Source organism: Formosa agariphila KMM 3901 (assembly GCF_000723205.1).
Lineage (GTDB): Bacteria > Bacteroidota > Bacteroidia > Flavobacteriales > Flavobacteriaceae > Formosa > Formosa agariphila.
In genome coordinates this window covers 2,927,590-2,948,247 of the sequence record NZ_HG315671.1, presented here as the reverse complement: position 1 = coordinate 2,948,247, position 20,658 = coordinate 2,927,590, and the positions used below count along the sequence as shown (strand labels likewise).

Annotated in this window: 19 protein-coding genes; 5 read left to right on the top strand and 14 right to left on the bottom strand. The window is 35.2% G+C overall.

Annotated elements, in window-relative coordinates; genetic code table 11:
* Nucleotides 1–9: 9 nt before the first annotated feature.
* On the bottom strand, nucleotides 10–501 hold the full coding sequence (locus tag BN863_RS12240) for a hypothetical protein (RefSeq protein WP_193363882.1): 492 nt from the start codon (nucleotides 499–501) through the stop codon (nucleotides 10–12).
* Nucleotides 502–514: 13 nt separating this feature from the next.
* Complete coding sequence (locus BN863_RS12235) at nucleotides 515–2,800, bottom strand: heparinase II/III family protein (RefSeq protein WP_084817539.1); 2,286 nt, start codon at nucleotides 2,798–2,800, stop codon at nucleotides 515–517.
* A 226-nt stretch (nucleotides 2,801–3,026) separates the two neighbouring features.
* On the opposite strand from BN863_RS12235, the gene BN863_RS12230 reads away from it, so the two are divergent.
* From BN863_RS12230 to BN863_RS18295, 3 genes are all read left to right on the top strand, one after another.
* Nucleotides 3,027–3,347, top strand: coding sequence for a 2Fe-2S iron-sulfur cluster-binding protein (locus BN863_RS12230; RefSeq protein WP_158409009.1), 321 nt, complete (start codon nucleotides 3,027–3,029; stop codon nucleotides 3,345–3,347).
* A 37-nt stretch (nucleotides 3,348–3,384) separates the two neighbouring features.
* Complete coding sequence (locus tag BN863_RS12225) at nucleotides 3,385–4,332, top strand: tRNA dihydrouridine synthase (RefSeq protein WP_038531002.1); 948 nt, start codon at nucleotides 3,385–3,387, stop codon at nucleotides 4,330–4,332.
* A gap of 113 nt (nucleotides 4,333–4,445) precedes the next feature.
* Nucleotides 4,446–4,619 (top strand): helix-turn-helix domain-containing protein, encoded by a 174-nt coding sequence (locus BN863_RS18295; protein ID WP_084817538.1) that lies wholly within the window; start codon nucleotides 4,446–4,448, stop codon nucleotides 4,617–4,619.
* A gap of 95 nt (nucleotides 4,620–4,714) precedes the next feature.
* Here the strand turns inward: BN863_RS18295 and ribB are convergent, their stop codons facing one another.
* The 6 genes from ribB to tpx all read right to left on the bottom strand — a co-directional run bounded on the left by ribB (nucleotide 4,715) and on the right by tpx (nucleotide 11,925).
* Entirely contained in the window at nucleotides 4,715–5,872 is a 1,158-nt protein-coding gene (gene ribB / locus BN863_RS12220) for a 3,4-dihydroxy-2-butanone-4-phosphate synthase (protein ID WP_394331979.1), read from the bottom strand.
* Nucleotides 5,873–5,890: 18 nt separating this feature from the next.
* A complete protein-coding gene (locus BN863_RS12215; protein WP_084817537.1) occupies nucleotides 5,891–7,888 on the bottom strand; it encodes an LptF/LptG family permease in 1,998 nt (665 codons plus the stop codon).
* A 7-nt stretch (nucleotides 7,889–7,895) separates the two neighbouring features.
* Entirely contained in the window at nucleotides 7,896–8,537 is a 642-nt protein-coding gene (locus tag BN863_RS12210; RefSeq protein WP_038533564.1) for a LolA family protein, read from the bottom strand.
* A gap of 1 nt (nucleotide 8,538) precedes the next feature.
* Nucleotides 8,539–10,992 (bottom strand): FtsK/SpoIIIE family DNA translocase, encoded by a 2,454-nt coding sequence (locus BN863_RS12205; RefSeq protein ID WP_038530996.1) that lies wholly within the window; start codon nucleotides 10,990–10,992, stop codon nucleotides 8,539–8,541.
* Nucleotides 10,993–11,057: 65 nt separating this feature from the next.
* Nucleotides 11,058–11,426 carry a diacylglycerol kinase gene (locus tag BN863_RS12200; RefSeq protein ID WP_038530993.1) on the bottom strand — a complete coding sequence of 123 codons (369 nt, stop codon included), beginning with the start codon at nucleotides 11,424–11,426 and terminating at the stop codon, nucleotides 11,058–11,060.
* A complete protein-coding gene (gene tpx, locus BN863_RS12195) occupies nucleotides 11,419–11,925 on the bottom strand; it encodes a thiol peroxidase (RefSeq protein WP_038530991.1) in 507 nt (168 codons plus the stop codon). The genes BN863_RS12200 and tpx overlap by 8 nt, the downstream gene beginning before the upstream one ends.
* A 216-nt stretch (nucleotides 11,926–12,141) precedes the next feature.
* On the opposite strand from tpx, the gene BN863_RS12190 reads away from it, so the two are divergent.
* Nucleotides 12,142–12,720, top strand: a complete 579-nt coding sequence (locus BN863_RS12190; RefSeq protein WP_038530988.1) for a fasciclin domain-containing protein — start codon at nucleotides 12,142–12,144, stop codon at nucleotides 12,718–12,720.
* 188 nt (nucleotides 12,721–12,908) lie between these two features.
* On the opposite strand, the gene katG is transcribed toward BN863_RS12190, so the two are convergent.
* The 6 genes from katG to BN863_RS12160 all read right to left on the bottom strand — a co-directional run bounded on the left by katG (nucleotide 12,909) and on the right by BN863_RS12160 (nucleotide 20,019).
* Nucleotides 12,909–15,218 (bottom strand): catalase/peroxidase HPI, encoded by a 2,310-nt coding sequence (gene katG / locus BN863_RS12185; RefSeq protein ID WP_084817536.1) that lies wholly within the window; start codon nucleotides 15,216–15,218, stop codon nucleotides 12,909–12,911.
* A 567-nt stretch (nucleotides 15,219–15,785) separates the two neighbouring features.
* Nucleotides 15,786–16,043: a DUF6952 family protein gene (locus tag BN863_RS12180; protein ID WP_038530985.1), complete on the bottom strand. Its 258-nt coding sequence runs from the start codon at nucleotides 16,041–16,043 to the stop codon at nucleotides 15,786–15,788.
* The gene (locus BN863_RS12175) at nucleotides 16,024–16,338 is read right to left on the bottom strand and encodes a thioredoxin family protein (protein ID WP_038530982.1); all 315 of its coding nucleotides are present in this window, start codon (nucleotides 16,336–16,338) and stop codon (nucleotides 16,024–16,026) included. Before BN863_RS12175 ends, BN863_RS12180 begins: the two co-directional genes overlap by 20 nt.
* A gap of 62 nt (nucleotides 16,339–16,400) precedes the next feature.
* Nucleotides 16,401–17,039: a peroxiredoxin gene (locus tag BN863_RS12170; protein WP_038530979.1), complete on the bottom strand. Its 639-nt coding sequence runs from the start codon at nucleotides 17,037–17,039 to the stop codon at nucleotides 16,401–16,403.
* A 138-nt stretch (nucleotides 17,040–17,177) separates the two neighbouring features.
* Nucleotides 17,178–18,662: a Na+/H+ antiporter NhaC gene (nhaC, locus tag BN863_RS12165; RefSeq protein ID WP_038530977.1), complete on the bottom strand. Its 1,485-nt coding sequence runs from the start codon at nucleotides 18,660–18,662 to the stop codon at nucleotides 17,178–17,180.
* A gap of 154 nt (nucleotides 18,663–18,816) precedes the next feature.
* Complete coding sequence (locus BN863_RS12160) at nucleotides 18,817–20,019, bottom strand: aminotransferase class I/II-fold pyridoxal phosphate-dependent enzyme (RefSeq protein WP_038530974.1); 1,203 nt, start codon at nucleotides 20,017–20,019, stop codon at nucleotides 18,817–18,819.
* A gap of 157 nt (nucleotides 20,020–20,176) precedes the next feature.
* On the opposite strand from BN863_RS12160, the gene BN863_RS12155 reads away from it, so the two are divergent.
* The gene (locus tag BN863_RS12155; RefSeq protein ID WP_038530972.1) at nucleotides 20,177–20,635 is read left to right on the top strand and encodes an Lrp/AsnC family transcriptional regulator; all 459 of its coding nucleotides are present in this window, start codon (nucleotides 20,177–20,179) and stop codon (nucleotides 20,633–20,635) included.
* Nucleotides 20,636–20,658 lie beyond the last annotated feature (23 nt).

Below are 20,658 nucleotides of genomic sequence, written 5' to 3'. Positions count from 1 at the left end.
TAAAAACTTTTAATTTAATTTTTCGAATTCGAAAGCTATTTCCATATCACTTCCAGAGACCAAAGCATGTAACGTGTATTCATCTATCCAATATTTAATGCGATTTGGAAATTCGATTTCAGTATTTTCACAAACAAAAGAATGTGAATTGTGGTTCATGCCTTTAAAGATTGTCCAATACTCTTCTCCTGGAGCCTTCACATTTAAATTCCAAATGTCATCTACTTTTAGAAGACGAATTTTTTCCTGACTTATAGTATCTCCATCTTGCATGGTAAAACCGATTCCTGAATATTCTGACGCATTAATTTTCTCCCAATTTTCAAAAGTATCTTGGCCCACTTCCTCATCTAAACGTTTCCATTGCCCGAGCAACCAATCAAAATCTTCAGATTGTTTTTCCGTAGCAGTGCTAGACGTTTCAACCGTCTGTTGCTTTTTTTTACCTTGATTGCAAGCGCATAACAATACGGCAAAACAAATAAGTAGCAGGTTTCTCATGTGCGTAAATTTATTATCTGTAATTTATATTAAAAATATGTGATTCGCCGGGGTTTAAAGTGGCTTTAAGACTATCATTCTTATTTACTATAATTGTTGTTGCTTTGTCTCCCAGTAATCTAACGTGTAATTTATCCTCTTTTTCAGACAGATATAAATCGGTTTCTACAGAGGTATCTACCGTGATACCTTTTAAACTCATCTCCTTAATCCCAAAAGCAAAACAGGCCCCGTTCACGGCAACTAGTGTGGTGTCGTCTCCATGTGTTCCCCATGGAAAAGTAAGTACTTTCCAACTTTTTAAAGTGATTTCTTTTTGAGTATGGTCAATACCATTATTGTAGCCTTGATATGGCAAAATAACCGTTAAGAAATCAAAATTTTGTTGTTTGTTCTTTGTAATTACTGTCCAATTTTTACCATTAGCTCCAGATGTCTCAGCAGTATCTGTAGGGTTAAGTTGAAAAATATCGCTACCTACGGCATCTGGGAATGAAGCACGAATAAGGTCTGAACCCAATTCGGAAGTGTAATGGCCTTGCCATACTTGTTTGTAATCGTGAGTGGCATCAGATTGAAAGTTGTCTTTTACAATCCAAAATTCATCTTTAACATAAATCACCTGACGCGAGTAGTTCACGCCTATGTTTTCGAAACCATCGTGTGTTCCCACAAAAAAATCATACTCGTCATTCGTATTCCAAGCAATGGTTTTCGGAGTTGGTAAATTCTTAAACTTTCCAAAACCGCTTCCGCCTTTGTTCGATGTCCATTCTTTTCCTAGTAATTCATCATCAACAAGCGCGACATTTTTTACCATCGAATTTTTAAATACATCAAAATCCTTAAGCGAGTATCTCACTTGGTAATTGGGTAGAATAACTTGTCCGTTTGCCATGGCCTGGATTCCTAAAATATCGCCATGTTGGTGGTCTGGCTTCTCGGCATCTACACCAGCACTAATAATCATCATGTCGTCATTAGCGTCCCAACCTTGTCTCATAATGTAATACTCGGTATCTTTAAACGCCAGTGAGCCATATTCAGGACGTTTCTTTTCAATGTTATTTAATTGTTCAACCTGTTTGTTGGTTAAAAACCAATACATGCTTTGTTCGACTTTGTTGGTTGCGAAGTACCCAAAACTCGGGTCGTCGTACAATAAATAACCAAGTGTTAACGCACCAGAAATATCGTTAGATTCTGCCCAAGGTTCTCTCGTATCGTCTTGCAAAACTGGAGCACTTTTGTCTGGATAAGCAATTTTTGGAAGCGTGGTAAACAATGATTTTAATTTATCTTCCCAAGCTTGGTCAACTTTTATATTATTGATTTTAGTTAATTGATAGGTGTAAAAGTAGTTGTTAATATCTGCCATATGGTAATGTACAGAACGCTCGAATTGGAAACCATCAGGGTTAATTTCTTTTTCTAAATGTTCGCTTAATCGTAACATCGCTCTATCGTACCAAGCATCGGTACCTTGAAAATCACGTAGTAAAATAGATAACGCACCTAAAGCCGACATCCCTTTGGTTTGGTGATTTCCTGCGCGAAACTCGGTATTGTTTTCGTAAAGGTCCTGACCATGCTGGAGCAAGGTGGCGATGGTTTGTATTTGGTCGGCATCGGTATAGGTCTTGTCGCTTAAAAACATATTATGAATCCACAGCCAATTGGTAATCCTGTAACCTGCGCGGTACACCTCGTAAACGCCATTTCCGCCTTCAATAGTTTCAAAATTTTCGGATTCAAGCGCAAAGTTTAGCGAACGCATTTGTTCAACAAAATACCTTATATATTTAGGGTCTTTGCCATCGTTAAAGTATAACATGGCAATATCTACCATTTTATGTTGTCTTGCCAAATGTCTCAGTGCATAGGCGTCTACAGGGCCTCCACTTAGATAGTTAAATGGTAGTTCCCATTCGGCAAAATCGGGGAATTTGTTGTAGTGGTCTAATGCGCGTTCTTTATGATAGGCTTCGTTGTTATAAAGGGCGTTATAAGTTTTAAAACGCGCATCGAAGGTTTTGTAATCGTAATAGAAACGTTCAGAAAATTTAGCCCTAAAATATTCGGCTAATCTAGCTTCATTAAGAGCACCATTCGTTTCTAATGCAGTGCGGACTTCAGGTTTTAAAACACTAGTAAGTTCTTCAATATTTAAAAGTCTATTGCTTGGAATCGTCTGCGCCTCAATTTTAGGCGTACATAAGATAAAAAACACTAGAAGTGCGTAAAATTTGTTAAGTTGATTTGTAATTTGAAAAGGTAAAATATTAATGCCATTAATCATAGAAGTGACGGTGTTGAAGCCTAAAAACAGTTTTGTTTAAAAGTGTTTTTTTGGAATTATAATTGAATGTCTAAAGATAATAAAGTTAGTCTGATTTGTTGCAGACCATAGTGGCTGTAAACGATTATATTTAGGAATGCTTTTTGTTTTTTTAAGGATTCAAGATTACTAGCACAATTAAGTCTTGTATCTTGTTGCATATATTTTTGAACGTATTAAAATGGGCATGTATACAATCCACATAGAAGATAGCAATGGTGTTTTAAACGCATTTTCTTTTGTACCCAATGCTAATGAAAATCTTATGACTTTTATTGCCGATAATTTAGCCGAAGATATTGGCGATTGTAAAGGTAGGGCATGGTGCGGAACCTGTATGGTTCAGCAATTAAACGGGGTTTATGAAGATGCCATAATTGCCGATGAACGGACGCTTTTAAATGATTTTCCCAACATACCAAACAGGCGTTTAGCGTGTCAGATTTTTCTAAACTCAAATTTAGATGGTACCACATGGAAGGTTCTCGATTCTAGGCAATTTATGTAGCGAAGTTTTTCACTACTTTTGCAAAAATATTTTCTGAATGTCCGTTACTCTTTTATCATCGCCTTTACAAGGATTTACCGATTTCCGTTTCCGTAATGCGTTTCATCAATCCTTTGGAGGAATAGATACATTTTATGCGCCTTACATTAAGATGAATGGTAAAATGGTGATTAAAAATAATTATCAACGCGATTTAAATCCAGAGCATAATACCGTTCCGCACTTGATTCCGCAAGTCATGACGAACGACCCGGACGAGTTTCTTTTCGTAATTAAATACATAGCATCTCTAGGATATACCGAGTTAAACTGGAATTTAGGCTGTCCATATCCAATGGTTACAAAGCAGGGGATGGGCTCGGGATTGATTTGTAATCCGATGAAAATTGATGAAGTGCTTCATAAAGCACATAACGAAAGTGATATTACCATTTCTATGAAAATGCGTTTGGGATACGACGAACCTTCCGAAATTTTAAACGTATTTCCTATTCTAGAAAAATATCCGATTAAAAATGTGGCGATTCATGCGCGTTTAGGAAAACAGTTATATAAAGGCGGAACAGATTTAGATGCTTTTCAAAAATGTGTAGACCAAAGTCCGCATAAATTATACTATAACGGCGATGTTACCAGCGTGCAAGCCTATCGCGATTTACAAGAGCGTTTTCCAAGTATAGACCATTGGATGATTGGCCGTGGATTAATTGCAGACCCATTTTTGCCACAAATGATTAAAAATAACACCACTGAATATCCAACAAACAGATGGCAAATTTTTAAAGACTTTCACGATACCATTTATAAACAATACGATGAAGCGCTGTCTGGACCCATGCCAATAAAAATGAAAATGCTTGGATTCTGGGAATACTTTTCGCAATCGTTTAACGATCCAAAGAAGGTATACAAAGCCATTAAGAAAAATGGAAGTCCTAGAAATTATGTCGCTACTGTAAATGAGATTTTTGCAAAACAGCGATAATATTGTGTAATGTAATGGTGTTTTTGTTCCTAAGGCAGTCTCGTTTCCAATTATGCACGCTTATTTAGAAATGTTGTCAAACGCATTTGGTTAGATGTTTGCAGTTTTGCAACATGAAACACATATCAAACTTCGGCATATTTACTCTATTACTGCTAAGAAGTGATATCACAATTAAAGAATTAGCTTTTGTTTTAGGCTTCGATTCTATGAGTAGTTTTTCCAGATTTTTTAAGAAGTTTACAACTGTAAATCCATCAACCTACAGATTAAATCATCGCTACTAACAAGTTCTTAGAGTATTAGGATAAGAGTAATATATGAAAACACCGCATAAAAAAACCACCTGTTTAGAGGTGGTTTTTTGTGCAGTATATTGTTATTAATAGTTTACGTAATCAATAATTTCTAATCCGTAACCAATCATTCCCACACGTTTTGTGTGTTTACTATTCGAGATTAATCGTAATTTATGAATTCCTATATCATGTAATATCTGAGCTCCAATTCCGAAGTCTTTATTATCCATTGCAACACTTGGTGCTTTAGCAACGCTATTCGGTTTTTGTTCATCTTTTAAAGCAGATAAACGATTTAAGATATTCATCGCTTTTGGCTCTTGGTTTATAAAGAGTATAGCACCACTATCTGCTTCGTTAACCACTTTAAACATGCTGTCTAACTTGGCATCCACATTATTGGTTAGTGTACCTAGAATATCGTTATTAACTAAAGTAGAGTTTATACGCGTTAATACGGGTTCATCCGTTTTCCAAGTGCCTTTGGTTAAAGCAATATGCACTTGATTATTTGTGGTTTGCTTATAAGCTCTTAATCGGAACTTTCCGAAACGCGTTTCTATATCGAAATCTTCTTTCTTTTCAATTAAAGAATCGTGTTGCATTCTATATGCCACTAAATCTTCAATAGAAACAATCTTTAAATCAAACTTCTCGGCAACTTTTCTAAGCTGAGGTAAACGTGCCATAGTTCCATCTTCATTCATGATTTCAACAATCATTCCTGCAGGTTCTAATCCCGCTAATCTAGCAAGGTCTATAGCCGCTTCTGTGTGCCCAGTGCGTCTTAAAACACCACCATCTTTAGCCACTAATGGGAAAATATGTCCTGGTCTAGATAATTCAAACGATTTGGTTTCTTGGTCTACTAAAGCTTGTACAGTAAGCGCTCTATCTGAAGCAGAAATTCCGGTAGTTACACCTTCTCCGCGTAAATCTACAGATACAGTAAAAGCCGTTTCCATATGGTCGGTATTGTTAGTTACCATCATATGTAAATCAAGTTCCTTACACCTGCTTTCTGTTAAGGGAGCACAAATTAATCCACGGCCATGTGTTGCCATAAAATTAACCATTTCTGGTGTTGCTTTAGATGCTGCGGCAACAAAGTCACCTTCATTTTCGCGATCCTCATCATCTACTACTATAATCACTTTACCATTTCTAATATCGTCTATGGCTTCCTGAATAGTATGTAGTTTAAAAGTTGAGGATGTCTTTTCTTTTGTATCTGTCATCATGTTGCAAAGGTATTGCTTTTAGTTCAAATGTTGAATAGCATTCCTGCTTAAGTCCGTTTTTACTTTGTGTTTAAAAAATACATGTGCAACGGGGTAAATTACAAATCCTAATATAGTAATTACTATACTAGAACTGTTGTTTTTTTGCTGTATATGCGTATTAAACGCTTTTAAATTGAATTGCAGAGCGATGTAATATATTAAGAACACCACAAAACTAATAATACTAAGTTGTAATGATATTGCTGCTATATCTTGCATTTTATTATTGTTTAAAACAAAGTACAAGACTAGTAATACAATACCAATTGCATTAAAAATGAATGCAAATTTAGAATGTATATTAAAGACCTGAACAAGATGTTTCGAGGTCTCGAATTTAGGGTCAATATTTACCCCTTTTAAACGGATAGCTTCTAAAGACAAATTACGCTCTTCTAAAGTGTGTAACGCTTCAATTTTACCAGATTCATGATAATTATGAGACGTAGGGTCTTTAATTAAAGCAAGCAATTTATCTTCTTTATAACGTTTAAAATCACTAAAATCTCTACTTAATCCATCAGGGAAAGCATCTCTGGAGGTGTCTTTAAAGGGCAATAATTTTTTAAGCGGAATAAGAATGTGATCAAATTCGAATAGCCCTTTATCTGCTGTTGCTCTACGCGTTAAAAATACGCCTAGCGGAAACATGATTAAAGTAGAGAACCAAGACGCTAGAATAGGACTAAAGCTTCCATCTTTCGCACTATTTTTTGCGAAAATTCCGATAAAGTGATAAGTTAAGAAAAGTAGAATAGCAATAATCATAGGTAATCCTAAACCTCCTTTTCTAATAAGCGCACCTAATGGAGCACCGACAAAAAATAAAATGATACAAGCAAAACCTAGTGACAATTTTTCGTGTAAAGCGATAACATGTTTGTTTAACCAAATCGATTTCGCTTTCATAGATTTTTCGTTAGTTGTAAGGATTTGTTGTGTACTTACAATATTATTCGTTGCTAACTCTACGATTTGTAGTTTTTTATAACTATCGAAAATATTTAATAAATTACCATTAAAAACAGTATCGATTACTTTAATGTCTTCTTTTTTAACAGCAGTTTTTAAATTGTTTAATCCGTATCGTGAATACACTTTTTTAGAAAAAGTATTGTAATCTTTTTGGCGCTGTTGTTCAAGAGAATCTATAGTGTAACCTAAATCCTGAACATTAAGCATATTATATTTGTCGGTAATGTTTTTGTCTTCTAAATCAACGTCATTTAATTGCGATAAATCGGTGTTAATTGTATAGGTGTCGAACGCACTTTTTCTGAATGGTCTACGGCGTTTTTCTTTCACTTTCTTCGGTGGGGTATCGTCATAATAATACCCATCTTTCAAAATTAATTTTAAAATATCAGAATTTTCTTTTGAAATAAATTCACCTTCTTTAGCAACTATTGTTGTGTAATTTCCTAGCCCAGTTTGTGCTTTTCTATGAATTATTACGTCGTGTAAAAATTGTCCGTTTTCTCCGGTTTTCTTCGCGACTTTTATATTTATAGTTCCTACATCATTAAATTGTCCTTCAGCAATAACCATCGCAGGTTTTAATTTTGCGATGTTTTTCCGGAGGTTATAAGAGTTGTATTCTCCCCATGGAATAACATTATTAGCAAAGAAAAAGGTTAAAATTCCTAAGCCTACAATAAATACGCTGAGGCCTGCCATAGCACGTTGTAATGAAATTCCTGTAGACTTCATGGCAGCAAACTCGTAATTTTCGGCAAAGCTTCCAAACACCATTATTGATGTAAGAAGAATGGTAAGTGGTAATACTAGCGGAATTAACTTAGGCGAGTAGTACATTAAGAATTTGAAAATAACAATGACATCCAAATCTTTTCCAGCCAACTCTTTTATAAAAAGCCAAATGGTTTGTAATACAAAAATCATCATAAGTATTACGAAAACACTTATAAACGTTTTAAGGTATGTTGTTAAGATATATTTGTCTAGTATTTTCAAGTAAAACCTAGTTTAAAGTATTGATGTAATAGCTCTTATATTTGTTTTCGTCGAAAGAAAATAGAGCTTTAGAAAGCGTTTGGTTAGTTTCGAACGATGACACTGTAAGTGTAGTTTGTGTACCGTTTTGTCCAACCTCAATTAAATTGTAAATGTGTTTTGTTTGTGGATCTATACCTAAAAGCACATGCTTAATCTCTGAATTAGAGTCCATAGGAGTTAACTTTACAAACTGAATATCACGTCCTTTTATGTTTTGTTTTTCACCCATTTTATAGGTGTAACCTTCGTTGTAAAACGATAGCATTTTACTTGGAGTTATGCTTCCTGCGTCTTCTGGATTTTCTTGAGAAATAGTTACTTCTTCATCTTCTGGATTGATGCTATATAGAGTTTTTCCGTCGAAAATTCTTGTAACACCTAAGATGTTTAAAACGTATTTGTCACCAGACATAATAACATCACCACGGGTTTCTTGATTGATGTTTTCTGCAGCGTTGTGAAGGACATATTTAAAATCTAATGATATATTATCGTAAGATTTAACTTTTTGAGACACTTGGTCTAAAAGCGCTTTAGCCTTGGCATCGTTCTGACTGAAGCCTAAAAGGGTAAAACATAATGTTAGTGAAAGTAAAAATGTTTTCATTCTAGTTATTCTTTTCATTTTCTAATAATTGTTCTAACGCAATAAAATCTGGAACTAATACTTGTCGGGCTTTACTACCTTCAAAAGGACCTACAATTCCAGCAGCTTCTAATTGGTCGATTAATCGCCCAGCACGATTGTATCCTAACTTTAATTTACGTTGTAATAATGAGGCTGAACCTTGTTGTGCAGTGACAATAACTTCGGCAGCATCTTTAAATAATTTATCTCTGTCGGAGATATCAATATCAAGATTTGTGCCACCTTCTTCACCAACATATTCCGGAAGTAAATGTGCATCTGGAAATGCTTTTTGAGCTCCAATAAAATCTACAATACGTTCTACTTCTGGAGTATCTACAAACGCACATTGTATACGTACTAATTCGTTTCCTTGGGTGTATAACATATCTCCACGACCAATAAGTTGGTCTGCTCCAGAACCATCTAAAATGGTTCGCGAATCTATTTTACTTGTTACTCTAAATGCAATTCTGGCAGGGAAATTGGCCTTAATAATACCCGTAATAACGTTTACAGACGGACGCTGTGTAGCAATAATTAAATGAATACCAATGGCACGCGCTAATTGTGCTAAACGAGCTACAGGTGTTTCAACTTCTTTACCTGCCGTCATTATTAAATCGGCAAATTCATCTACAACTAATACAATGTACGGTAAAAAGGCGTGGCCGTCGTTCGGGTTTAATTTACGTGCTTTAAACTTTGTATTATATTCTACAATGTTACGGCATAATGCATTTTTAAGCATTTCGTAACGATTATCCATTTCTATACAAAGTGAATTAAGCGTATTAATAACCTTGGTGTTATCGGTAATAATGGCTTCAGCTTCGTCTGGAAGTTTGGCTAGATAATGACGCTCAATCTTATTGAAGAGTGTTAATTCAACCTTTTTAGGATCTACCAATACAAACTTAACTTCAGCAGGGTGTTTCTTATAAAGCAGAGATGTAAGTACCGCATTCAGTCCAACAGATTTACCTTGCCCCGTAGCACCAGCCATAAGCATGTGAGGCATTTTAGCCAAATCGACCACAAAGGTTTCGTTACTAATGGTTTTACCAAAAGCAATTGGCAATTGCATATCTGTTTTCTGAAATTTTTGCGATGCAATTACAGATCGCATAGAAACGATGGTAGAATTTTTATTAGGTACTTCTATACCGATAGTTCCTTTTCCAGGTATAGGTGCAATAATACGTATACCTAGTGCAGAAAGCGATAAGGCGATATCATCTTCTAAGTTTTTAATTTTAGAAATACGAACACCTGCTTCGGGTACAATTTCATATAAAGTAACTGTTGGTCCAATAGTAGCTTTAATACTTGCAATACCAATTTTATAGTTGTTTAAGGTTTCTACAATTCTATTTTTATTGCCTTCAAGTTCTTCTTGGTTGATAGAAATACCCTCGTTATCGTATTTTTTTAATAAATCTAATGGAGGGAATTGATATTTACCAAGCTCTAAAGTCGGGTCAAATAACCCAAAATCAGCGACTAATTTATTTGATAAATTATCGGTTTCAGAAAGTTCTTCTTCAACGGTTTCTATTTTTAACTCGGCAGTCTCGGTAGTAATTTCTTCTTTTGGAGCCTCAACTTCAAAAGTACTAATAGGTACTTCGTTTACAGGTTTTGGAGCTATAGGTTCAAATTCTACAACCGGTGTAGGTTCTGGAATAGTTTCTTTTACAGAAGGCGCTGGTTTTTCTGGTTTTGGCTTTTCTGATTTAACAACTTTATTAGCCGATTTTATAGCTTCGGCCTCGTCTGTTAAACTATTATCGAAAGGCACAAATGCTTCACTATCCGATTTTAATTCATCTGAAATATCTTTTTTAGCCGACTTAAATAGTGCGATAAAACTATGAATTGTTATTTTAAATCGTGTAGCGAGATATACTATAAGTCCGAAGAATAGGAGTAAAGCTACCCCTAAAATACCAATGTAATCTTGTAAATACGTATTCGTTTCGAAGCCTACAGTTCCTCCTAAAATGGAATGTTTTTCTCCGAAAAAACCGAAGAATACAGAAATCCAAATCATAAGGTACATACCCCAAAACCAATACCGTCTTAATTTGGCATGGTTTACATCTAAAAGGACGTGTAGTCCAGAGCGAATAAGTAGACCCGAAAAGATAAAAGCAGCAACACCAAACCCGCGATATACAAAGATATCACTAAGCATTGCACCTAACTTTTTTACCCAGTTTTCAGCTTCGGCTTCGCGCAAAGAAAATTCGTTAAGAATACTTTGGTCGGCCTTTCCTGTAAAGAAATAAGATAAAAATGCAGTACCTAAAATAAATCCAATTATAATTAGCAAACTACCAAAAATAAGCTTTTGTTGGTTTGTTAAAGTCAGACTTGGTTTTTTGAATTTAGGAGTACTAGATTGTTTAGTTTTCGGTTTTTTTTTAGCCATCAACGCGCTGTTGTTAATTTGAGCAAAAATACAAATTACTAACGGTTATCCTAAGGGTATAGTATTTAAAATACTTTTGGTAGATAAATAATAAAACCAACAATAGTTGCCGCGATTGCAGCTATAAAAACGGCTCCTGCCGAGATGTCTTTAAGGAAGCCTATTTTGTTGTGAAATTCTGGATGAATAAAATCGGCAATAGCTTCTACAGCAGTATTTAAACCTTCTGCTGTCATGATAATTCCAATAGCTAGTACTTGTACCATCCATTCTGTTGCCGAAATATTATAGTAAAATCCAGCTATGGTAACGCAAATCGCAATAGCAAATTGGATTTTTATACTAGATTCGGTTTTTAAGAGTAGGATAGCGCCTTTATACGCATATCCTACACTTTTAATTCTGTTTACAAGAAACGATTCTTTTTTAGCCATTTTTTAAAGCATCTAAAGCAGCTTTGTAATTCGGTTCGTCTACAGTTTCAGATACTTGTTCTGTATATTTTACATTTCCTTTTTCGTCTAACACCACTACACTACGAGATAATAATGTTTCTAAAGGTCCGGTAGTAAAATTAACGCCATAAGCTTTTCCAAAACTACCATCTTTAAAATCTGATAAAGAAATTACGTTTTCTAAACCTTCTGCACCACAAAAACGCGCTTGCGCAAATGGTAAATCACGAGAAATACAAAGTACTTTTGTATTATCTAAAGCGCTAGCTTCTTTGTTAAATTCTCTAACAGATTGTGCACATGTTCCAGTATCTACACTTGGAAAAATGTTTAAAATGATATTACTTCCTTCAAAATCTTTTAATGATTTCGAACCTAATTCTATAGTTGTTAATGTAAAATCGGGTGCTTTTGTTCCAACTTTTGGTAAATCTCCTGAAGTCTGTATTTCGTTTCCTTTTAAGGTTACTGTTGCCATAATTACGTTTTTTTATTTGTGGTTAAAATTAATAATAATTAGATGTTTATGCTATTTTTTTAATTTTTTGTTTGCGATTTAAGTTGCTTAAAAGTAGTTGTTTAGCTGAAGTGTCTAGTTAATGAATTGTTAAATTGTTTTAAAACATAAAACCGACATCCTTTAAAATTCGTTAATACACCTGAAACAATAATAACAATATTTAAAACCAGAATTATGAAAACATTAAAAGTATTTAAATCACTATTATTTTCAATCGCAATTTTCTCATTTATTAATGTGTTCGCACAAAACAGGATGATGAAAGAGCATACGGTTATGGTAGGTGGAGCTAAAATGTACCCAACTAAAAATATAGTTGAAAATGCAGTAAACTCTAAAGATCATACCACGTTAGTGTCGGCAGTTCAAGCAGGAGATTTAGTAGATGTGTTATCTAGTGAAGGTCCTTTTACTGTATTTGCACCAACTAATGAAGCCTTTGCTAATTTGCCAAAAGGAACTGTTGAAACCTTATTAATGCCTGAAAATAAAATGAAATTACAAGCCCTATTAGAATATCATGTTGTTTCAGGACAATGGAATGCTTCAGATCTTTTAAAGTTGATAAAAAAAGGAAAAGGTAAAGCAGAAATTAAAACTGTTAGCGGTGGTATGATTACGGCATGGTTAAAAGGGGAAGCCGTTTATATTACAGACGAGAATGGAAATTCAGCACAAGTTACTATTGCAGATGTTAATCAATCTAATGGTGTAATTCATGTTATTGATACCGTGCTGTTACCAAAAGCTTAATTTTATTTAAGAGATATTTGAAATTGACTTTTAGTGCCTCTTCATTTTTGAAGAGGTTTTTTAATACGTCAAGCAAACTGAAATTAGTTGTTCATAATTGGAAATAAAGAATCTAAATGTGTAACAACTAAAAAAGCGGCTTCAATATAAAATTGAAACCGCAATTATGGTTACTCAAAATATTATTTTTATTTTAAATCGAAGCGATCTGCATTCATAACTTTATTCCAAGCTTTTACAAAATCTTTCACAAATTTCTCTTTGTTATCGTCTTGTGCATAGACTTCAGAATAAGAACGCAATATTGAATTCGATCCAAAGACTAAGTCCATACGTGTTGCAGTCCACTTAACAACTCCTGTTCTACGGTCGCAAATGTCGTAAAGTCCTTTATCTGTTGGTTTCCAAGAGTTCCCCATATCTGTAAGGTTTACGAAGAAATCGTTTGTTAGTGCTCCAATAGTGTTTGTGAAAACACCATGTTTAGTATTCCCGTAATTTGTTCCAAGTACTCGCATACCTCCAACAAGAACTGTCATTTCTGGTGCCGTTAAGCCCATTAATTGGGTACGGTCAAGCATCAATTCTTCAGGACTAACAACATATTCCTTTTTAGTATAGTTTCTATAGCCATCAGCTAAAGGTTCTAAAGGCGCAAAAGAATCAGCATCGGTCATCTCGTCTGTTGCATCGCCACGGCCCGGAGTAAACGGCACATCAATATCTAAACCGCCTGCTTTAATCGCTTGCTCAATACCAAGATTACCAGCTAATACAATCGTGTCTGCTATACTAATCCCAAATTCTGCAGCAATAGGTTCAAGAACAGATAGTACATAAGTTAAGCGATGTGGCTCATTACCTTCCCAGTCTTTTTGCGGTGCTAAACGAATACGTGCTCCATTTGCTCCACCACGCATATCCGATCCACGGAATGTACGCGCACTATCCCAAGCTGTATTTACCATTTCAGGGATAGATAATCCTGAAGCAGCAATTTTATTTTTTACTGCCGCAACATCATAGTCCGATGTTCCAGCAGGAATAGGGTCTTGCCATATTAAATCCTCATCAGGGACATCAGTACCGATATAATTCGCTTTAGGTCCCATATCTCTATGCGTTAATTTAAACCAAGCACGAGCGAAAGTTTCAGAGAAGTACTCCTGATCGTTCATGAACTTTAACGAGATTTCTTTATAAATAGGGTCCATTTTCATGGCCATATCTGCATCGGTCATCATTGGGTTGTGTCGGATACTTGAATCTTCTACATCTACAGGTTTATCTTCATCTTTAATACTTACAGGCTCCCATTGTAAAGCACCGGCAGGACTTTTAACAGATTCCCATTCATGATTGAATAGCATTTCAAAGAAACCACCATCCCATTTTGTTGGGTTAGTTGTCCATGCACCTTCAAGTCCGCTAGTTACAGTATAACGACCTTTCCCAGATTTAGTTGGATTACTCCAACCCATACCTTGTTCTTCTACATTTGCAGCCTCAGGTTCTGGTCCTAAAATACTAGCATCGCCGTTTCCGTGAGTTTTACCAACGGTATGTCCACCAGCTGTTAAGGCTACAGTTTCTTCATCGTTCATCGCCATACGTGCAAATGTTTCACGGATGTGTGCAGCTGTTTTTAATGGGTCTTGTTTTCCGTTTACACCTTCTGGATTGACATAGATTAATCCCATTTGTACTGCAGCTAACGGGTTTTCCATAGTGTCGGGATGTTCCACATTTGCATAACGCTCGTCACTAGGTGCTAACCATTCTTTTTCTGCACCCCAATAGGTGTCTGTTTCAGGATTCCAAATGTCTTTACGTCCGAATGCAAATCCGTATGTTTTTAAGCCCATGCTCTCATAAGCAATAGTTCCAGCAAGCACAATTAAATCTGCCCAGCTTACTTTATTACCATATTTTTTCTTGATAGGCCAAAGCAATCTTCTTGCTTTATCTAAACTCACATTATCTGGCCAAGAATTTAAAGGTGCGAAACGCTGATTCCCTGTTCCGCCACCACCGCGTCCATCAGAAATTCTGTAGGTTCCAGCAGAGTGCCATGATAAACGAATAAATAATCCGCCGTAATGTCCCCAATCTGCAGGCCACCAATCTTGACTATCTGTCATGAGTGCATGCATATCCTTTTTTAGGGCTTCGATATCTAACTTTTTTAATTCTTCATGATAATCGAAATCTTCTCCTAAAGGATTTGTTTTCGAATCATGCTGATGTAAAATATCAAGATTTAGTGCGTTTGGCCACCATTCCATTACAGTAGATTTCGTGGTTGTATTTCCGCCGTGCATAACAGGACATTTTCCAGCAGATGAACCATGACTACCGCTTTGTTTGTCGTTTTCTTCTGTAATAGGATCTGCTTGTTCGTCCTGACGTTGTTGCTGTTGTTGCTGCTGTTGTTGTTGTTGATGGTGTGGGCATTGACTAATATCGTCTGATGCTTTTGAGTTTTTATCGTTTGCCATATCTAAAAAGGTTTAGGTGTTTTATGTGTTCTTGTCTTTCAAATGTACATTAGTTGATATTTATAAATTGGTATTTTTAATTTTCAAATTCTATATCAGTATAAGTATAATTGATGATTTTGTTTTTATCTATAATTAAAGTTTATTTAATTCGTGTTCATATAAAATTAAAATAAAAAAAATAAGAATTCAAAACCTGTGGTAATTATTTGGTAGTCCGATAGTTGACGGTTTTAAAAAATGTCCTAAATACATTTTGTAATAGTACATAATATGGACACTGTTTGCTTTCTTCTGAATTGCTGAAACTAATACATGTAAAGCATTCGTGAAAACAGACTATTGAAAATTTATCGATTAGTTCATCTTGGAAACTTCTATTTTAAATTATACTTAAAGTTATAGAATATAAGTTTCCTAAAGACATTTTTATTAATTGTTTAACTTTATCGATACTATTTTTGACGTTATAAACTCGTGAAAGAACTACGGGATGTTATAAAGCAAAAAACCACCTTGCTTTCGCAAAGTGGTTTTGTTGTAAAGTTTTTCAGTTTTCAATTTTTCTTATTTATCGATAGAACCCATAACACGTTTCATAAAACTATTTAAAGCTTCTTTCTGTGGGGTACCGTTTTTTATCATGTTGTTGACCTCGATAGCGCCATACATATTCGATATTAATTCACCAATAACATCTAATTCTTCATCTTTAAGTGATGATACTTCAGTAAGAGCTTCAAGTGTTTCGATGGTTTCATTTACGAAATCTTCATCATTTTCCTCAATAAATTGAGTCAGGTGTTTAATTACTGGTAACTTCATCGACTAACTCTTTTAAAACGTCAAACTTATTCGTTTGTACTTGGTTTACAAATTCACCTTTTTTAAAGGTTGCAAAAGTAGGCAAGTTATCTACGTTTGCTAGTTTTCTAGATTCTGTGAATTTTTCAGCATCAGCAATTACGAAAGTGATGTTCTCGTTTTCGGTCGCTAATTTTTTAAATTTTGGTTTCATAATTCTACAATTACCACACCAAGTTGCTGAATATTGCACAACTACTGTATCATTACCAGATACAATTTCACTTAAATTGTCTTGTTCTAATTCTTGTACCATAACAGATGATTTTTTAGATTACCATCCTTTCGTGAAAAAGGATGGTGCATTGTGTATTTTAATTAGTGAGAAGCTAAGTAGCTAGAAACACCATCTCTGTTAGCGCTCATTGCATCTTTTCCTTCTTCCCAGTTTGCAGGACAAACTTCACCTTTTTCTTGTACGTGAGTTAACGCATCTACTAAACGTAAATATTCACCAACATTTCTACCTAATGGCATGTTGTTAATACTTTCGTGTTGTACAACACCATCTTCATCTATAATATAGGTTGCTCTGTAAGTGACGTTATCACCTTCTACAGTTACAACTCCAGTGTCTTCGTTATACGTTTCGTTTGTAATGTCTAAGATTCCTAAAGTTGATGCTAAGTTTCTGTTAGAGTCCGCTAAAATTGGGTAAGTTACACCTTCAATTCCACCATTATCTTTAGCGGTGTTTAACCATGCAAAGTGTACTTCTGGCGTATCGCAAGATGCACCAATTACAATAGTGTTTCTTTTTTCGAATTCTGCAACAGCAGCTTGGAATGCGTGTAATTCAGTTGGGCATACAAAAGTGAAATCTTTTGGGTACCAAAATAAAACTACTTTTTTCTTGTTGTTAACTGCTTCTTCTAGAACGTTTACTTTAAAAGTATCGCCCATTTCGTTCATTGCGTCAACGTTTAAATCTGGAAATTTTTTACCTACAAATGCCATAATATTTATATTTTATAATAGTTAATTTTCTAAGGCAAATATACGGCTCAATGTCTATTTATAGTGTAAACAAAATTTTAAATTTTTATAATGGTATAAGATTTTATTATAGTTAATTTTAAAACTGATAGAGATAGGCTATTTATCTGAAAGTTGCTTGATTTTAATTCTAAAAGCCGCAAAAATTAAAGTGGTAAACGGACTCAAATAATTGAAGAAGGCGTAGCCCGCATAATGAAATGTATCAACGCCCAAGACACTGCTTTGGTAGGCCCCGCAGGTATTCCATGGCACTAAAACAGAAGTTACAGTTCCGGAGTCTTCTAATGTTCTACTTAAATTTTCGGGAGCCAGTCCTTTATCTTCAAAAGCCTTTTTGTACATACGTCCAGGAATAACAATGGCTAAATACTGGTCGCTTGCAATAGCATTTAAACCAATACAACTAATTACTGTACTAGCGAATAATCCGAATACGGTATCGAATAAATTTAAAACGGCTTTACTAATTCTAGAAAGGGCTCCAATAGCATCCATAATACCACCAAAAACCATAGCGCAAATAATTAGCCAAATCGTCCCTAACATACCATACATACCTCCTGAAGAAAACAAATCGTTTAATTCTGCACTTTCTGTTGCTATTGCCGTGTCTACAGTAATAGCGGTCATAATTCCTTTATAAGCCGATAGGGCATTGAGTTCTGTTGTTCCTGTAATGGATTTAACAATTTCTGGCTGAAAAATTAATGCAAATACGCCTCCTAATAATGTACCTACTAATAAGGCAGGTAATGGTGGTGCTTTTTTTACAATCATTAATATTACAGCAATAGGTACTAAAAACAACCACGGAGAAATATTAAATGCGGCATCTATTGAAGCAAGCATTGCGGAGGTGTCTGTGGTTCCGTGTATGTCTAAAGAAAATCCTATAATTATAAAAAGTATCAGCGTAACTATTAAAGTAGGAACTGTAGTATAGGTCATATATTTTATGTGCGAGAATAACTCGCCTCCAGCCATGGCAGGAGCAAGGTTAGTAGTATCGCTTAAAGGCGACATTTTATCTCCGAAATATGCTCCAGAAATTACAGCTCCGGCGGTCATGCCGTGGTCTATACCTAAAGCATTTCCAATACCAACTAAAGCTATACCAACAGTTGCAGACGTGGTCCAGCTACTTCCCGTAGCTATAGAGATAATGGCACAAATGATAACACAGGCCGGTAAGAAAATTGTAGGATTTAAAATTTGTAATCCATAATAAATCATAGACGGAATAATACCACTAATTAGCCAAGTTCCGGCCAAAGACCCTACAAATAAAAGAATTAGTAAGGCCCCCGTAGTCGATTTAATATTTTCGGCTACTTCTTCCAACATTTGGTCGTAAGTTACCTTGTTTTTAAAACCAACTATCGCGGCAACTGCTGCTCCAAGTAACAAAAGAAACTGATTACTTCCACTTAAAGCATCATCGCCAAAGGCATATTTTACATTGTAAAACAACATAACAACTAAAGCTAAAACGGGTATTAAAGCCTCCCAAATACTTAGTTCTCTGTTTTCTACAATTGGGTCGTCTTTGGGTGTTGTGGGCTTTATGTCTTGGCTTTCCATGCGCTGTTTTTACGGTTAAATTAAGATTTGTAATGTTACGATTTTACACGCTTATGTGCAAATACGGATTCAGATAAACAAAATTTTCAAAAAACGCGACATAAAAAAACACTTCTAATAATAGAAGTGTTCTTAAGTTTAGAAATAATAATTTCTATTCTAATATTTTTAATTCTACCAAGCATTCGTGCATCATGTTATAGGTACGTTCTATATCGGCATCTAAACCTATTGAAAATCTAATTAAGCCATCGCTTAAACCCATCGCTTTTTGCTCGTCTTCTGGAATCTCTGAGGAGGTAGAGCTTCCTGGTGCAGAAAATAAGGTTTTATAGAAACCTAAACTCACGGCTAAATACCCTAAGTTTTTATGTTGCATGAGTTCCATAAGTGCGTTAGCTTTAGCAATAGAGCCTACATCAATGGTTAGCATACCTCCAAAACCGTACTGTGTGTTCATCATGGTTTTAAATAATTCGTGAGCAGGATGAGATGCTAATCCCGGATATACGGTTTTTAATCCGTTGGCTTCAAATTTTTCGGCTAAATACAATCCGTTTTTACTGTGTTGTTGCATACGAAGATGAAGCGTTCTCAGGTTTTTTAAAACAGAAGCCGATCGCATACTATCCATTGTAGATCCTAATAGCATAGCCGCACCGTCGTTTACATTTTTTAATTCATTAATAAAATCTTGAGTACCGCAAACCACACCACCAACGGTATCGCTACTACCGTTTATAAATTTTGTTAAACTATGAATAACGACATCGGCTCCAAGTTTTGCAGGAGAAATGCTTAAAGGCGAAAAGGTATTGTCGACCACCAATTGTAGGTTGTGCTTTTTTGCAAGTTGAGCTAAACCTTTAATGTCGGCGACTTCTAATAATGGGTTGCTCACACATTCACAATATATCATTTTAGTGTTTGGTGTTATGGCAGCTTCAACCACTTCTAATTTTGTAATGTCTACAAAAGATGATTTGATATTGAATCGTGGAGCGAAATTTTTCAGAAACGCATAGGTACCGCCATAAATAGTTCGACTAGAAACAACATGATCGCCAGCGCCACAATTTTGAAGTAACACAGAGGTAATTGCGCCCATTCCTGAAGCGTAAACATTTGCAGTTTCTGTACCTTCCATAGCGGCCAAAGCTTCGCCTAAATAAAGATTGGAAGGAGAAGAATGACGGGAATATAAGTAACAGCCATCGGTATTGCCTTCAAAAGTATCGAACATGGTTTTAGCCGATATAAAGGTATATGTAGATGAATCTGAGATGGAAGGATTTACGCCTCCGAATTCTCCGAAATATTGTAAGTCTTGAATGCTGTTTGCGGGTTTAAATGCCATTATTTTATTTTTTGATGTGAATCAAAATTGATGAAATTTAGTATATTTATCAATGGTTGTCTGTTTATTTAGATTATTAAACTATCTATTTGGTTTAAAATAGTTTTATATTTGGTTTAGAGCTCCGTTTATAACTTTTAATAGAAAATTTTTCAATATGATTTTTGATGCCATCGACAAACAACTCATTACTTTACTTCAAACGGATAGTAAACAGACCAATAAAGCGTTGTCTACGCAACTCAATTTATCGGTTACTGCAGTTTACGAACGGATTAAAAAATTAGAGAACCAAGGGGTTATTAATAGGTATGTGGCTTTGGTAAATAAAGACGAAGTACAGAAGTCTTTCGTGGCGTATTGTCATATCAAGCTCGTAAAGCACAGTCAGGTTTATGTGGTTCAGTTTGAAAAAGAGGTGGCCAATTTAGACGAGGTCATGGAGTGTTATCACATCAGTGGCGATTACGATTATTTATTAAAAGTAATGGTAGAAGATATGGTTGCGTTTCGGGAATTTATGGTGAATAAACTCACAACAATTAATCATATTGGGAGTACGCACAGTATGTTTGTGATTAATGAAGTGAAACACAGCACTATTATTCCTGTTTAAGGCTAATAGTGCATTAGTGTATT